This is a genomic window from Candidatus Nitrospira neomarina, from assembly GCF_032051675.1.
Lineage (GTDB): Bacteria > Nitrospirota > Nitrospiria > Nitrospirales > UBA8639 > Nitrospira_E > Nitrospira_E neomarina.
Map to the genome: position 1 here is coordinate 383,225 of NZ_CP116968.1, position 15,368 is coordinate 398,592.

Consider the following 15,368-nt stretch of genomic DNA (forward strand, 5'->3'; position numbering starts at 1 on the left):
CGGCCTCACCCCGTTTTTTCCAGCGGCTTCGCCACGTTGATCTGCACCGCTATCCCGCCAACAATGCGTTTGGCAGCAAGGCTGCGCTGGACAAAGTGTAACCGGATCACCTGGCCCGGCTTAGCGTCGCGCGACACCGAGATCTTAAGCCCTACCATCATCTGGTTGAAGGGCGGCAGGTCAAACGCGAGCCGTGCTGCGCCCTTTGTCGGGAAACCGGCTTCCCAGCTCTGTGGGAAGCGCGCTTGAATCAAGTCGGGCGTGGCTGAGGTAATGTTGCGATTGCGAGAGGCGTACTTGGCACCAGAGATGTGGCCGCCGCACTCCAGCACCACCTTCTCGGGCGTGTGGCCCGGCTGGCTGACGAATGGAGTAAACGGCTTCGGCTTCACCCGGGCGTCGCGAAAGATCTCGGGCATGGTGTGGATCAAACTCGCCGTAAATGGCGCGGAATCGTGCACGCGAATCACCTCCAACAAAAACTTCCGCTTGTAGCGCACATCCCAGTTAGCAATTACCACGGGTAGGATGAGGTAGGTGTTGGGGTGCAGGTCTACCACGGTGAGATTCTTCTGCGCCAGATTGTTGTGCTCCCATACATGACGGCTGGGGACCGGGTTGTCGAAGCGGCTGATCACTGAGGCCAACAGGCAGGTGTGGGTACCTTCGCCTGGCACGAGCGCGCGCGGCCACCGCGCTGTGACAATGCGCGTGGTACCAGGCGCTAGGTCGAATTCCGCGCGCGCAGCGATGCACGGCAGGAAGTCCCCCGGATATTGGAATTGGGTACCGGCGAAACCCTTCGCGTGGAAGGTTACGACGAAGTGCTGCGCCGCGCCTGCGCTGGCCTTGTTACGAACACGGGCGTGGAACCAGTTGTCCTGGCCGTACTCTGGCGACTGGTGGGTAGTGCCACCGTCCTCAGCGTTGCGGATCCACAGGTCCGGTGAGTTCCAGAAGGCACCACCCCATATGTCGGCGCCAGGGTCGGCCGGGTCATCGCGCAACCACAGGTCTGGGGCGGGTGACGGGTTGTCTAGTCCATAGACAAATCGGTGAAAAGCGTCCACAACCTGCGCATTGCCGGACTTACAAAGCAGGAACTCCTCGATCATGCCGGTTGAGAGCGGTTTCCCCTGGTGGGCAACGTAGATATCCTTCATCAGGGCGTTGAGCTGCGCCACGCCCAGCATCGCGGCCATGCCCCGCCAAAAGCGGGAGCCGTCCGAGTAGGAGTTTGTGGGGGTGTGGCGCTGCCAGGGGTCGCGTGAGCACAGAATCACCGGCACAGTGGTGAAGTCAAAGGGCAGGGCGTCGTCGGCGCCATCGTCGTGGAAACTGGTGAAGCCCTCGTCCCACCAGCCGTCGGCCTGGGCAGCGGGCTTGATCCCACGCGCGTACCAGCTGTGGAAGGTCTCGTGGAGCAGTGCGCTGGTAGAGGTGGTGGTGCCGCCCTCATACTCCATCCCGCCGCTGCCGTTGAAGAAGGCGACGAACCGGTTGCCGTGTAGATAGGGGCCATAGGCGTTCTCGTTTTCGGCGAGGAGGGTCTTGAGGGTGTTGAGTTGGGCGATGAGGTTCACAGCGCTGGCGACGGGCTTCCAGGCTTCTAAGGTAACGTTCTTGCCGGAGACTGGCAGCACCGTGGTGTCGATCTGCAGCTCCAGGTTTTCGCTGGCGTGGATCTCTAACAATGGTGAGAGTGCTGTGAAGCGCGCCGGGAAGTTGAGGCGCCAGTGGTTGGCTCCCACTATAGTGACGAGGCCGTTGGTGATGACCGAGTGTGCGGCCACAGTGTTGACAAGCTGAATCTCCAATGAGAGGGCGAACTGGTCGAAGATCAGGTTGGCGGGGAGCCAAGCCTCAGTGTACCGAGCGCGGTTGAGATCCGAGAGGCCGAAAACGAACCGTAGTTTGGGGCCGGACGACCATTCGAACACCGGCAAATAGCTGCCGCCAAGCTGGGAGTTTGGGGTGGTGAGCGGGTATTGCACCCGCAGTGTATGGACGGAACCGGCGTTTTGTACCGACTGGACTATCCGCAGATCGGTGAAAGGACCTGTGCCAAAGCTGTGATGCGCGAGCTGCACGGGGGGAAACAGGACGCCGTCGAGCCAGGCCGTGGTGATGTCTTGACGCAAGTCAAAGATTGGGTTGCCTGCGGTCGGCCCCACCGTGTAGGTGATGGTGGCGTCGGCAGTGGCCGAGGCCGTCGCTCCGTCGAAGACAAAAACTGCGTCGATGGTCTGAATATCAATGGGCACCGCCACCAGCCCATCGACGGTCTTGGGTGGCGGCGCCAAGTGGAAATTGGTAGACATATCCTTGCCTCACTTAAGCAGCTGGGGAAACCATCAGCAGCAGTCGTCCTTTTTGACCTTCAGGCTCACCACGATCTCCTTTACACAGACCTTTCCGATCTCCTGCTTGACTCCCAGACAATCTGCCAAACTTTGTGCCTCATCCAAGCAACCTTTGTCCTTTGGCCGATCAACGTTCCAAGGCCGTGAGAGGTCAGGATCAAGCCGGTATGTCATCCCGCCGATTAGGTTGTCGTTGGCCAGCACGTCGATTCGGATATCTCGGTTTTTGGTAGCCTCCACTGCATCGCGTTTAAAGGGCTTCCCAGGATGCAGTTTGATGAACACCTCACGCTTGGCGCCCGAGGCGAGTGTGAAGCCGCTTCCCACGTCGACAAGCTCCAACCGCCAGCCGAGCTTTGAAAGCAGCGAAGGAAGGGTGATATTAAAGGTCATCATCCCTCGCAGTGGGTTTGGATTGCCTACGCGGAAGCTCACCCCGTTGAGCCCGGCCAATAGCCCCTGCTCTCCGCCCCCGCCTGGCACCGGGTTCACATTGCGCTGGCCAACATTGTTGTCGTTCGGTACCAGCCGCCATTCGGGAATAGTCTCACCTGCCGTAAAATTGTCGACGTTCGATGCGTCCCCGTCTGCGGTGACTACCATCAGCATGCAGTCGTGGCCATAAGTATTAATGTTGGGTGTCCACTCGAATGGCCCAACCATGACCTCCTGCGTGTTATTGGCGTTGACCGTCCCCACGTTGATGGAGGGAGTAGTGAACGCGTCGAAGTCGCCGGGCCAGTTCAGCCCCGCGCCGGGCTTGGTGTGGTAACCGAACACAACAACGTTCTGCGCTTGCTGCGTACCGCGGTTCTTGATCTTGACGTAGGCGTAGTTGGTCGACCCCAACTCTGGCTCCTGGTGGGCATCAAGACCGTCGGGCACCCTGCGGTTCCAGATTGTGGTCGTGTGCCAGTGCACATGCTGAAAGGGGTACTCACCCGCACGTCCGTCATCGATGTACACATCTACCTCCGGCGGATCTCCCGCATTAGTGATCGTCCCATCCGGCGGGATGCCGTTGATTACAAGCGGTGTCTGGTACTCGCCCTGCTTCTCGAATACCCAGCGGATGACTTTGTGGTAGGCACCGCCGAACACGCCCTCGCTTGTCCAGTTGAGCGCGTCCGTTGCCATCAGTGCGGACGCGAAGTCCCGCGCGTACTGTGGGTCGGTTGCCGGTGTCAGATCCCCAATGGCCCGCAGGATCAGGTACATCGCCATGCGCGAGGCAAACTGCCGCCGTCCGAGGTTCGGGTGATCCCCTCCGATTGAACGGTAGAAATTGAAAAGCGTGGTCGCGAGGATTTCCTCAGAACCATATTGACCGTTGTCGCGAAGCCCGTTCCATGCCCAGCCATCAGCCACGTTCCGGTCACACCGACGGTTGAGAGATGGATGCCAGGGGACGTAGGTGAAACGAAGGTCTCCGGGTTTACCCAGCGGGGTGCCATCAACCCCCTTACATTGAGAATCCGGGTCGAAATAGATTAAAGACAGCGAATCGCCCGCGCTGTGGGTAAAGCCCATATTGGGGCTGTCCACGGCCTCGTAAAGGATTCCGTGGCCCAATACCTCATGTAGGTGAACCCGAGGGTCGCAGGCTCGGCCGAGGGGGTCCCCAGCGATGCTCGTATCCATGACACCGTAGCCCGCGTGGTCAATCCCGCCCATTCCGTCGCCTACACAGTGCGCATTGACAATATCGAAGCAGCGAATGTCCACTGGGACCGGAAATACAGTATTAGACATGTAGGTTCCCACATCAAAGCCCAAGTCCTGCAAGGTCCGGAAGATCCGATCGACATGAAAGTAGCCACTGACTGAGGCGAAATTGTTCGTGCGCACGTTGTAATAGAAATTGTTCCCCGCCGGTGGTGTCGGTGGTGGGATGTCTGGACCTTCGGCTTGCGTCACTACGGCGAAGGTCCCTGACAGGGACTGCGTGCCATTCGGTGGATCGAGGTTCTGCAGAATCACGTCGTCACGATGTGGGTTTAACGTCGCGTTGTTCGATGCGCTGGTTGGTGTAGTGCTCCCAGTCTTCGTGATCGGATCTTCCTCGTAGACGTAGCCGTTCACGTAAGCCGACATCGGCCGGAGGTAAAGGATTGAGTTGGTTTCGAGCTCTACCAGGACCCGCCACACGTGCCGGTCGGGACCTACCGCAGCCTCAAAGGTAATCTCGGCGACCATGAAGTAGGCGCCGTCCTTGATCTTGGAGTCGACCTCAGGGATATCGAAGGGTCGGGGCACGGAAAATCCAGGCATCTCCCGTCCGCTCCTCTTTCGACCACGGCGAGTTTTGGAGGAGGCTTGCTCCTTCACGACCGGCCCAACAGGCTCTTCATCCTCGGGTAAGCGCGCTGCGGAATCGTAACGGTATACCCAAAACCGTCCCCGGATCAGCCGTAAGTTAGCACGCTTTGCCTCGGACTCACTCCTGAAGGAGAACAGCTTGCGGACGAAGGCTTCCCCCTCGCGCTCGGCCTCGGTATTTTCGCCCGCTGTGGGCACGGTGGCCAGCAGGTCGGTCTGCTTCATGACCGCGCGGCGCTGGATTGTCGCGGTGTTGGAGTTGGTCAGTACCTTTCGGTATCGGTCGATAGCTCCCCTGCCCGGCATTTTGGCATCGACCCCCTGCTGAGTAGTGTCCTCTGAATGGATAACCCGAGTTGGACCTTGCTTAACCGACACCTTTAAGCCAGCACGCCAGACTGGAACGTTCAGAAATGTCTGATAGAAGCCGAAGGTCTCAGAATCAAACTGACGCCGTTCTTCCGACAACCTGTATTCCTCATCTTGCTCGCGCGGATCGAGAAAGCTCACCTTCGTCTCCAGCCGGTCCAACTTTGTCGTCGGAATTTCGTAAACGCTGGCAAATTGGCGCAAATAGGCAATGGCAGTCATTAGGCCGCCACCGGTTGGGCTTTCCCAATACTCTTGGGAATGTCGGATCGCGCGCACGTGGTTGGCCGTATCAGTCACCACATGCGCTTTCAGGTCTGGCCGATAGCTTTCTTTCATGACAGTCTCTCCTTTCCCTCCTTGGCTAAGAGTTTCAGTTACTTCAATATGGGAGATTTAGTCAAAACAAGACTTAGAATCTTTATACACCAGCAAATCTCATACGAGCATATATATTGTGAGGCCTATCTTAACCGTTAATTCTTGAACTTCAATTATTTCAACTACTTGTTATTTCAAGTAAACACCAGTGTTAGTTTTAACTAAAAAAGGTATTGTGAATGGAACGATGTGCGTTATCCAAATGGATACAGTTTGTATCCAAATAGATAACATTCTTTGTAAGTGCAAATGAACCTCCAGGGGCTTACACCCGTCTCTAAATTTCAAGCTTCGTTGGTCCGCTGTCCACTTGGCCTTGCTGTTCAATATATTTGGTATTTGCGGCTTACTGATTCTCCCCATTCCATCCACGGGCTCACGCCCGTGGTATTGCGGAGGTAAGAAAAGGGCACCTCAAAAACTACTGACAATTCTCTCGACTTCTGGCATCAGTTTCCTCCAAGGAGGATGGCTCATGGACACACCTGGTCATCTTGGCTTCTTTGACTTATCTGATCGCTACGATGCCCTCACTCAGAAAGGGGATTCGTTAGAACAACTCGCCACACACATCCCCTGGGCCCGCTTTCGCAAGACGCTGGAGCAGAGTTTGGGTCGCTCCAAGTGTTTGAAGGGTGGCCGTCCACCGTTTGATGCGATGCTCATGTTCAAAGTCCTGGTCCTACAAGCCCTGTATAACTTGTCCGATGACCAAACGAAATATCAGTTTCGGGATTGGCTCTCCTTCATGCGCTTCTTAGGCCTCGACCTGCATCAGCGGATCCCCGATGCCAAGACCATCTGGTTGTTTCCTGAAACGTTGACTCAAGCCGGGGTTGTTGAAAAGCCATTCACCCAATTTGATACGTATCTGACAGGCCAGGGGTTACCAGCTCGTGGAGGTCAACTCATTGATGCCTCACTGATCCCTGTCCGGAAACAACGAAATACCCGCGAAGAAAAGGTCACAGTGAGAGCGGGGGACTGTCCGGCGGACTGGGAAGGCTACGCCGCGAAGCGGCGGCAGAAAGACAGGGATGCGCGCTGGGCAAAAAAGCACGGGCCCAATCACTTTGGGTTTAAGAATCATGTGAACGTTGATAAGCCACACAAACTCATTTGGCGCTATAAAGATGACCGATGCCGGAGGGCCATGACAGTCAAGTCCTCGAGGAGGTGTTGCAGAACAAGGCCGCCGGTCGGGACGTGTGGGGCAATGCCGCCTATCGCTCGGAAGAAATCGAAATCCAACTCAAGAAACGGAAGCTCCGCTCGAAGATTCAGTACAAAGCGTATTGAGGCCCTTGACAGCCAAACAGATCCAAACCAATCAACACCGGAGCGATATCCGCGCCCGCGTTGAACATGGCTTCGGCCATCAGGCTACGGCGATGGGCGGCAAACTGATTCGAACCATTGGCCTGGTTCGAACGTGTGCCAAGATCGGACTGAAGAATCTCACGTACAACTTCCAGCTGTTTCTCGTGTTGAGGCCCGCGGTCGGGAAGCAATCCGCATAATCATGGGACTGGTGCCGCCCATGAAGCAAAAGCAGGATGAGCGCAAGCCCCTTTGGCTTCTGATTTTGATCCCGGCTTCCATGCCCGGACCGTTACGGCGAGTACGAACGAGCCAACCCGCACGTTGTTAGAGGCCAAAATTTAAACTCACGCTGGCTAGGTATAATAATTGCTCCTTGCAAAAACAATTGGTTCATTCATTTTTTTTTCGAGCAGAAGGAAATTATTTTGCGAATACTTCAAACCTTCTCTGGTCATGCCGTTTGCTGGTAATCCAAGATTTATGGCTACAGCATGGATTAAGTTGACAATTTTGGTTTTGTTGAAATCCTAATCCTAGAGGGGGGATGCGTCGATTGAACCTATTTGAAATTATTTTCATTAATTGCACCCTGCTGTCGCGGACGACCATCCCCCTAACTAAATGCTCTCAAGATGATTCAGGGTAAGGCTTCTTGGCAATTATCATGACGTCTATTAACCAATAATCATTCGTAGAATTATTTTATAATTGTGAGTTTAACCTCAAAAAGGAGGTGGGAAATGAGTCTAGGGATTTCAATTATTCACTACCTGTTTATTATGGGTTCTTGTTTTTTATTTTTATTTGCAAATTCGAGAGTATACGCTCAAATAAGTGACCCAGCGCTATTAAGTGAAACACCCAAGGTAAGGAGAATGATTTTGGCTACTGAATCGCCAAAGGCGAGGAGAATCTTTGCTGCTAGAGCACTTTTGTTTAATCTAGAGGATGAATTATCAACGGTGAATCCGGATGATATTAAAGAAATATCTAAGCTTGGAAGACGTCTCCAAGAGATAGCTGATCGCCGTCCTAGAGATTTAATGTTTATTCTTAGGGCATTTGGCAATTCTGGTTCAATGCAAAGACGTAATAAAGCGGTTGATAAAGCACGGGAAATTGGGTTTATACGAGCAGATGATCGAGACCCACAACCAATAATAGGTTGGATTCTTTTAGGCGCCCTAGCAATTTTGGCTGGCTCTGGTTGTGATGCTGATGAACCCTGTGGATGTGGCTCTAGTGGTCCCACCGACCCCGATAATCCAGATGTGGTTTGCACAACTGGAGGGGGAACAGATACAGATTAGAGAAAATGTATCATCACATAAGGAGCAGCCTTAAGTTCGAGCTTACCCCGAAGCCCAATACCAATTTTATAGGTTCTTCTCTATCTATGAGTTGACTCCAGATGGGAGACAATTGGTCGATGAAGCTGAGGAGTAGCTCATTCTAAAATGGAGAATTACCATGAGTGAATCAATAGATCAGGCAATTTTTACAATCGACAATCAGTACGATCCACAGGATATTATCATTCAACTTGCCGAGCGCGGTATCAATGTCCGTCTCCAACTTGATGATCGTACGCTTGTCCTCTACGACATCGGGGGAGATGTCGCTCTCCCTGTCGGCCTTCGGCAAATACAGGATGTCGAGTCCCTGGCAAACAATAAGAAGTCGCTTCTCCTAGATGCTTGGCGCTTTCGTCAAAGCAAGGAGTTTCTTGAATCCAAGCGTCACGTGCCTGAAGCCGACCTTGATTGGGATGACCCGCGAATAACCGGTGTTACTAATGATATTCCTGAACCGGATTTCGAGTTGGTCGAAAGCGCTTTTTTTGTTCCAGCCCTTGTCGCCCACACTGCACCGTCCACCCACACCAGTGAAAGAATGATCAATCGAGTCGCAGTCTCTATCATCATTGTAGATGGGCCCGGCGACCTTGAGCTTGACGAAAACGATCAGAAAAAGATTGTCGCCGAAGTCCAAGAGGGCCTCGATTGGCTGGCCGATCAGGAACCCAGTGCCAAACTAACATGGGTCACCACAGTGCAGTACGCCACGGTGGACATTGAGCCATGGCAAGGTTCCAGATGGCCGGTGCCCAATGAAACTTTCAATCGCGAAATTAGGGCTGCCTTTCAGCGGCCGAGCGACAACCGGATCTTCATGTTTTCGGGGTCTAATTATATCCGTATGAGTGCAAACGGTAATCTCGATTATGGTTATCCAAAGGCAATTTCTGACAATTGGAAAGGCATGCCAGCCAACTTTAATTTAGGTATAGACGCCGCCTTGTGGAGGGAATCAAATGATAAACTCTATTTGTTTAAGGGGGACGAGTATGTCCGATTCTCTGGTATCGATCAGAAGATGGATATCGGTTATCCAAAGAAGATAAAGGATAATTGGCCGGGAATGCCCACTTCCTTTCAAGAGGGTATTGATGCCGCCCTCATGCGCAAACACAACGGGAAAATTTATTTTTTTAAAGGAGACGAGTATGTGCGATTCTCAAACGTTTCCCAAGGGATTGATTCTGGCTATCCCCGAAAAATTGAAGAAGGTTGGCAAGTGCCTTCCAGCTTCGGAAAGGATATAACAGCCGCCCTTTATAGAATTACCAATGACAAGATCTATTTCTTCAAGAAAGGCAGAGTCAATGGTGGACGTTATATTCGTCGGCCAGGTGGGCGAGGTGACATTGATGAGGGGTACCCAAAACCAATCGGGCTCAACAAAAATGAAGCAGAACGATTGTGGAGAGACAAGGCTTTCGCTCAACTTGGCCTTCCAGTTGACGACATCAAAGAATACGCACAGCAACTGCGAGCCAGCCATAACACTGACTGGGCTTTTATTGCAATTTTCACATCACATCCGATTACATGGTTTGCTTATGCCGGTACACCTCGCACGACCATGAGATATGCCCCGAAATCAAACAACAGTTTCAACCGAGTATTCTCCCACGAGACCGGTCATATCTTTGGAGCCCCAGACGAGTATGCCAACAGTGGTTGCATCTGTGGTGCTCTCAAGGGCCGATTTTTCCGTGCGCCTAACGACAACTGCTCCAATTGTTCAGGGACAACCGTATCTTGCATAATGAAGAACAACAGTCAAGCCATTTGTGAATACACACCGAAGCATTTAGGTTGGGGAGCCTTTATGAGATCGATTGATGCTGCGCTTTACCGTAAGTCTAACAATAAAGTATATCTGTTCAGTGGGGATGAATATATTCGTTTTTCCAATGTCGGAGGGCTTAGGGACGATGGTTTCCCAACTCTGATCAAAAACAACTGGAAGGGGCTCCCTGCCTCCTTCAATGAAGGGATTGATGCGGCCTTCTGGCGGGAGTCAAACGGAAAAATCTACTTTTTTAAGGGTGCCCAATACGTTCGAATCACCAATCCGGCAGATGGCCCTGACTTCGGCTACCCAAAACCGATTGCGGACAACTGGCCCGGCCTCCCTGCCTCCTTCAATGAAGGGATTGATGCGGCCTTCTGGCGGGAGTCAAACGGAAAAATCTACTTTTTTAAGGGTGCCCAATACGTTCGAATCACCAATCCGGCAGATGGTCCTGACTTCGGCTACCCAAAACCGATTGCGGACAACTGGCCCGGCCTCCCCACTAGCTTTACCAGTGGAATCGATACCGCCCTGATGCGTTTCGACAGTCACCAGATCTATTTTTTTAAGGCAGGCCGTTACGTACGCTATTCGAATGTATCCAATGGCATCGATCCCACATATCCACGGTGGATCAATTTAAATTGGATGCCCTTTCCCCGCCTCCTTGGTGGTTCGGTTATTGAGCTCGGATAATTTATCAACGGTTCCCACTAAGTTATATTCGAAGGTAGTGCATGGAGTGAATTGAAACCATGCGGCGTCTCGGGTTGAAATGGTTGTTCTCACACATCCACCTTCAACCAAAAGGAGAGACGCCACGATGCAGGAGCGTACCAAAACAGGGGAAGAAAATCGAGAAAAGACCGATGCGCTGACGGACTTGATTCGGAGTGGAGCCCAACAGCTGCTCGCCCAAGCTCTAAAAGTGGAGGTGGATGAACTTTTAGCCACCTATGCAGACCAACGAGATGAGCAGGGGCATGCCCGAGTGGTCCTTAGCGGTCATCATCCGGCACGAGGCATTCAGACGGGTTCCGAAAAGGGTGCAACCAAAAGCCAAGCAGTCGTTACAAGAAATCTGGCGGGCCGAGACCAAAGTGGAGGCGGAGCAGGCATTCGAAGGGTTCCTCAACACCTATGATACGAAATATCCCAAAGCCACTGCATGCTTGGAAAAAGATCGGGAGGAGCGGCTCATGTTCTATGCCTCTCCGACTGCCCGTTGGCCGAGCCTCCGGACACGAACCCCATGCACATGATATTTAAGTTGGGGCAGTGCCGAGAAAACCTGGAGACGATTACGAGGATTTAAGGAGTTGCCCAAAGCATCGCGGGCATCCAATTTACCGATGGGATAGAACTACCAACTACGGACTCAGTCGCCGCGTGAGCAACGCTCCATACACTACATTTGACAATAACTCTTCCCACTCTCCGTATGGCCAAAAAAATTAAGCTTACCCTAACCCGAGAAATATTCAAGGATTTTCAAGGGTGGCTTTTCGATTAGATAAGTTCGGTATTCGTCCCATCCACGCACCCCATTTCTTGCCTCACCTTTACTCTAGGCAGCCAGAAAATCGAAGAATTCTGGTCCTGGTTGGTCAATTCGAAAAGTTCTAAATCGTCCATTAGCCCCAGCCTCCTTTCCGTTTTTATTTGGGATTTGTAGCCAAATTTGCGGAAGAAAGGGTTTTCTGACCTGCTAATTTCGTAACAGTTAAGTCTGAGTAGAGGTTTACCTGTGTTCCCCCAGAGATTGCGTCAGCAGCCCTTGCTGCAAGTTGGCACCTGGCGTCTCTACCTCCCCTTGCTATTGCCTGATGTGTCCGCAGGAACCGACCTCTACATACAAAGGAGGGGTTTTTTCTTGCAGATTTGTGTTGTATGGACAACCACGGGATTTCCGAAAATGATTTGACCATTCGTTTGAAAAGGCCTTATCTTGCTTCGAGAGTATTTGAAAGGTCCTAAAAAAGTCAGATGAAGATTATGCGCCAGCCTATGCATAAAGTTTTCTTTAGCCACCTTCTTTCAAGATTGAGCTTATTTATTTTGGCTTTGACAATTTTCGTACCTCCCACAGCCAGTGCGGCTGAAGATTCTGAGGAAGTGCCCCGGTTGCCATTGGCGATGGAGGTGTTCTTAAAGAAGCCCGGGAAATATCTGTATGAATTGCATGTTCATTTAACCAATATCAGTAATGAACGAGCTGCGGATTGGCGAGGTAAAATACTGACCTAATTAACTCCGTGGGACTTCTACAAACTTCAATTCGATTAACAATTAAAGGTGGGAAAATATAGTCGCGCGATATCTTGAAATTGCCAGACTATTTAACAGCTTCAATTCCCCTGTGGGTCTACGATGAAAGACTCTGGTGTTTGCAGTTGGAATTGAAACAGGGGCGGCGGTCGATAGCTCAGCGCTGACAGAAAGTGCGAAGCGTGTCTTTGCCTCCTCCAATGATAGGGTTCCCATGGGCGAACAGCAGATGATCGAAGGTCTCCTCCTGACAAATCCGGAGGAACGCGGCTTTCAGGCCACGCTTGACGGCGGATGGATTATCGCCAATCAGCGTGTCAGGGACAAAGCCGAGTTCGCCGTCTTCATTGATGATGGCATCACCAATAGATAGCACACCGCCGGCACTTGGGAGCAGCAGAGCCGTCTCTTCAGGGCAGAGTATGCCGATTTTAAGTGCACGGACACCGCCCGGCAATTCGTCGCCGAACCGGAACGCCGTAACGGCCAAGTTCCCGTCCGTAAACTCCTGCAGCCCCGCCTCATGGCACCAGACCATGACGCCAAAGTTTTTGATAAATTGTCGGCAGTGGCGGTCGTGGAGCCGATTGGTCAGATAAATGTGTTGCGGGGCCGGCCGTTCCCTGAACCAGTCGGTCCCTTCCTGAGGTACCAGCGGATCGATGAGAAAAGTCGGGTTCAGGCAGGAGACGTAATAGCTGTCGACTTCAATTTGGATGTCGGGGTGAACAACTCGCCAATGAAAAATTCCAGGTAGTAGTTCGTCCATGAGGTACCATCACCGGTTCGGTAAAATTACGTTCATGTCACCCGCCGTGTGTGTATGAGGTGTGATGCCAGAAATTTGGACATCGGCTCATTTCGACCTCACGCGGTGATGTTGACCATCCACTCAGTTATATGTGGACTGTCAGTTAGAATGGACAGTCTTGAGCCGCATTGAAATAATCTCACATCGTGAAATATAAACCAACCAATGCGAATCTCACAATTGCGCGTTAGGTACACGTAATCCCACTGTAACCCTGGATGGAAAAAATGACCCAACTTCATTTGCTGACCTCATTCCAATTAGGTGCCCTGCACCTGAAGAATCGGGTCATCTTAGCGCCGATGACCAGAGCGCGAGCCGGAAAGGCACGGTTGAGAAATGCCTTAATGGCTGAATATTACCGGCAGCGAAGTTCGGCGGTATTAATTTCCGAAGCCACCACCATTTCCTCCCAGCGAATGGCTGGAATACACCCCCAGCATGTACACGGTGAAGTTGCGGCTTAATGCTGTGCTGATCGAGCCCGCTGATATGCAACATTGGTATTCGCCCCTTGGGGCGAAAAGGGTATATAGACTATCCCAGGCTATCAGAAAAAATGGGATGAACAGGATACCGTCAAATTACCTGGCTTTGCACGCATGTGTGTGGGGAGGAACTCACTGCCCATCGATTACATTGCAGGAGAGTGCTTGCCACCTTAAGGGCCGCCATGATGAGGCATTCGCCATGCACACCTTCCTCCCTCAAGATGAGTTTCTCTACTTTATGAAATCAGCTATTGATCGGGGACTTGATTGGTTGCCCCCTGATTCAGCAGCTTCAGCTGCTGTTGAAGATGACCCCAATGCGTACCTGCCCAATAGAGTTGGCCACAATTTGGGCAACCGGTAAAGTGCGTGTGATGTTTGGCGACAAAAGGAGGCACTCGTGGACCGGCTTGAGCAGGTGGGATATTTTCCAGAATGTGGTTGCAGGCAACGCAGCGACACACCGTCTCCTCGTCAATCGCGAGCCTGATCCCAAGTTCCGTTCGGATTTGCTGTAATTGTTCGGTCACGAAGTCGCTACGAATAAGCGTAAAACGGCCTCGAACGGCTTTCCGTTGGACCAGATATCGATCCCGGGTTAAAAGCCATCGATGTTCATTCAAGACTCGATCGACGATCGCGCCGTCGGCAATGTTCCGCTCATACGCGGTATCATACCCAAGGATACGAAGCCATCGGGCCTGCTTGCCTAGCATGGCATCAACGAAAAATTTCTGTTTCGGGATATGAGCTTGAGTCATGATACAATGAGTTTTTGGAGCATTCCGACATTCGCATGGGTAAATTTATAGGGTGATCGTTCCAGAGTCCCCCTCTTTACAAAGGAGAGGGATTTTCACGCAGATCTGTTTCGCCCGAATAATGTACACGATTTACCGCAGCACCAGAAATGATTTGACCGATTTGGGGACGGCTTAGGGGAGGATAATATTTGAACCGGTTTCTTTGTCTTGTCATAGGTTGTGGTTTTTGGGCTCTGAGCCATCTCATGCTTCCCACACTCGTTGCGGCTGAAGATCCTGAGGAAGACCCTCGTCTGCCGTTGGCGATGGAGGTGTTTTTAAAGAAGCCCGGCAAACATCTGTATGAATTGCATGTTCATTTAACCAATATCAGTGATGAGCCGGTCAGCGTCGATGTTCGGGATTTGCCGTGGAATCCGACGGAAGGTTCTACCTGGCTCTCGGCCACCCGCTTGGATGCGAACAAGAGTCCTATCAAGCAGGACCTTCCTATCGGGAGGTTCGGGTCACAAATAGTTCGGCTTGTGCCGGGCGAATCGATTCAGAATAGGGTCGCATTAAATCCCCGGATTCCTTCCTTGTTAGATGATATTGACCAAGCCGGGGTGCAATTGCAGTGGGATTGTCCTCCCTCTGACCTCAAGTTTGTGTGCAAACCCGGTTCGCCCAAAACCCTTATTATTCCCAAGGGGGATCCCGGCCACCCGGATGTGTATGCCATTGACCACCAAGCCTGTCTGGCTCTGGAACGCCGTATTGGTCTGATCGATATTCCTGAAGGCCATGATGTGCTGTTTCTACTCGGTTCCGAATCGCTTATGACGGATCTGGAAAGCATGAAATCTCTCCTTCTTGAGGTTGATGATTATGTTCAGCGTTGTCATCCAAGTTGGACGAACAGTTGGGCGGTGAGCTTTGTGACCGATAAGAAGTTCGCAGGATTCCTGAGTGAGGGAGAGAATCGGCGTTATTTTGCAGAAGGCCTTTGGCAAGAGGCGAATATCGGGCAGTACTCCAGTCAAATCCGCACGTTATTCCGATTTCAGTGGATTAAGAAGCGAGCGGATACCGTCTACCTTTCTCTTTTTCCCTTCCAACAACAGAACGATACCTAAATAAGGTTAGAGCTCGATTCTTC

Annotated in this window: 11 protein-coding genes and 2 pseudogenes; 8 read left to right on the forward strand and 5 right to left on the reverse strand. The window is 52.1% G+C overall.

Annotated elements, in window-relative coordinates:
- Positions 1-5 precede the first annotated feature (5 nt).
- Positions 6-2,321: a gluzincin family metallopeptidase gene (locus PQG83_RS01720; RefSeq protein ID WP_312746066.1), complete on the reverse strand. Its 2,316-nt coding sequence runs from the start codon at positions 2,319-2,321 to the stop codon at positions 6-8.
- Positions 2,322-2,354: 33 nt separating this feature from the next.
- Positions 2,355-5,390, reverse strand: coding sequence for a hypothetical protein (locus PQG83_RS01725; protein WP_312746068.1), 3,036 nt, complete (start codon positions 5,388-5,390; stop codon positions 2,355-2,357).
- A gap of 517 nt (positions 5,391-5,907) precedes the next feature.
- On the opposite strand from PQG83_RS01725, the pseudogene PQG83_RS01730 reads away from it, so the two are divergent.
- The 5 genes and pseudogenes from PQG83_RS01730 (at position 5,908) to PQG83_RS20845 (ending at position 11,158) form a co-directional block, all read left to right on the forward strand.
- A pseudogene (locus PQG83_RS01730) lies at positions 5,908-6,952 on the forward strand (IS5 family transposase).
- A 543-nt stretch (positions 6,953-7,495) separates the two neighbouring features.
- Complete coding sequence (locus PQG83_RS01735) at positions 7,496-8,065, forward strand: hypothetical protein (protein WP_312746069.1); 570 nt, start codon at positions 7,496-7,498, stop codon at positions 8,063-8,065.
- A 160-nt stretch (positions 8,066-8,225) separates the two neighbouring features.
- Entirely contained in the window at positions 8,226-10,592 is a 2,367-nt protein-coding gene (locus tag PQG83_RS01740; RefSeq protein WP_312746071.1) for a hemopexin repeat-containing protein, read from the forward strand.
- 127 nt (positions 10,593-10,719) lie between these two features.
- Positions 10,720-11,040: a hypothetical protein gene (locus PQG83_RS01745; protein WP_312746074.1), complete on the forward strand. Its 321-nt coding sequence runs from the start codon at positions 10,720-10,722 to the stop codon at positions 11,038-11,040.
- Positions 10,943-11,158, forward strand: coding sequence for a transposase (locus PQG83_RS20845; RefSeq protein WP_376753625.1), 216 nt, complete (start codon positions 10,943-10,945; stop codon positions 11,156-11,158). Before PQG83_RS01745 ends, PQG83_RS20845 begins: the two co-directional genes overlap by 98 nt.
- A gap of 247 nt (positions 11,159-11,405) precedes the next feature.
- On the opposite strand, the gene PQG83_RS01750 is transcribed toward PQG83_RS20845, so the two are convergent.
- Positions 11,406-11,531, reverse strand: coding sequence for a hypothetical protein (locus tag PQG83_RS01750; RefSeq protein WP_312746076.1), 126 nt, complete (start codon positions 11,529-11,531; stop codon positions 11,406-11,408).
- A 423-nt stretch (positions 11,532-11,954) separates the two neighbouring features.
- Here PQG83_RS01750 and PQG83_RS01755 point away from each other — a divergent pair, with 423 nt between their 5' ends.
- Positions 11,955-12,143 (forward strand): hypothetical protein, encoded by a 189-nt coding sequence (locus PQG83_RS01755; RefSeq protein WP_312746078.1) that lies wholly within the window; start codon positions 11,955-11,957, stop codon positions 12,141-12,143.
- A 178-nt stretch (positions 12,144-12,321) separates the two neighbouring features.
- Here PQG83_RS01755 and PQG83_RS01760 read toward each other — a convergent pair whose 3' ends face one another.
- Positions 12,322-12,933 (reverse strand): hypothetical protein, encoded by a 612-nt coding sequence (locus tag PQG83_RS01760; RefSeq protein ID WP_312746081.1) that lies wholly within the window; start codon positions 12,931-12,933, stop codon positions 12,322-12,324.
- Positions 12,934-13,193: 260 nt separating this feature from the next.
- Here PQG83_RS01760 and PQG83_RS01765 point away from each other — a divergent pair.
- Positions 13,194-13,411: pseudogene (locus PQG83_RS01765) on the forward strand (oxidoreductase); the annotation flags it as partial.
- Between the two features lie 303 nt (positions 13,412-13,714).
- Here PQG83_RS01765 and PQG83_RS01770 read toward each other — a convergent pair.
- The gene (locus PQG83_RS01770) at positions 13,715-14,227 is read right to left on the reverse strand and encodes a Mut7-C RNAse domain-containing protein (protein WP_312746084.1); all 513 of its coding nucleotides are present in this window, start codon (positions 14,225-14,227) and stop codon (positions 13,715-13,717) included.
- A gap of 248 nt (positions 14,228-14,475) precedes the next feature.
- Between PQG83_RS01770 and PQG83_RS01775 the strand changes: the two genes are divergently transcribed.
- Positions 14,476-15,345: a hypothetical protein gene (locus tag PQG83_RS01775; RefSeq protein ID WP_312746085.1), complete on the forward strand. Its 870-nt coding sequence runs from the start codon at positions 14,476-14,478 to the stop codon at positions 15,343-15,345.
- The last annotated feature ends 23 nt before the right edge of the window (positions 15,346-15,368 follow it).

Bases quoted from the DNA above. Each gene is read 5' to 3' on its own strand.
- PQG83_RS01735 (WP_312746069.1), top strand. From the start codon at position 7,496: ATGAGTCTAGGGATTTCAATTATTCACTACCTGTTTATTATGGGTTCT.
- PQG83_RS01775 (WP_312746085.1), top strand. From the start codon at position 14,476: ATGCTTCCCACACTCGTTGCGGCTGAAGATCCTGAGGAAGACCCTCGT.
- PQG83_RS01740 (WP_312746071.1), top strand. From the start codon at position 8,226: ATGAGTGAATCAATAGATCAGGCAATTTTTACAATCGACAATCAGTAC.
- PQG83_RS01720 (WP_312746066.1), bottom strand. From the start codon at position 2,321: ATGTCTACCAATTTCCACTTGGCGCCGCCACCCAAGACCGTCGATGGG.
- PQG83_RS01770 (WP_312746084.1), bottom strand. From the start codon at position 14,227: ATGACTCAAGCTCATATCCCGAAACAGAAATTTTTCGTTGATGCCATG.
- PQG83_RS01760 (WP_312746081.1), bottom strand. From the start codon at position 12,933: ATGGACGAACTACTACCTGGAATTTTTCATTGGCGAGTTGTTCACCCC.
- PQG83_RS01745 (WP_312746074.1), top strand. From the start codon at position 10,720: ATGCAGGAGCGTACCAAAACAGGGGAAGAAAATCGAGAAAAGACCGAT.
- PQG83_RS01725 (WP_312746068.1), bottom strand. From the start codon at position 5,390: ATGAAAGAAAGCTATCGGCCAGACCTGAAAGCGCATGTGGTGACTGAT.
- PQG83_RS01750 (WP_312746076.1), bottom strand. From the start codon at position 11,531: ATGGACGATTTAGAACTTTTCGAATTGACCAACCAGGACCAGAATTCT.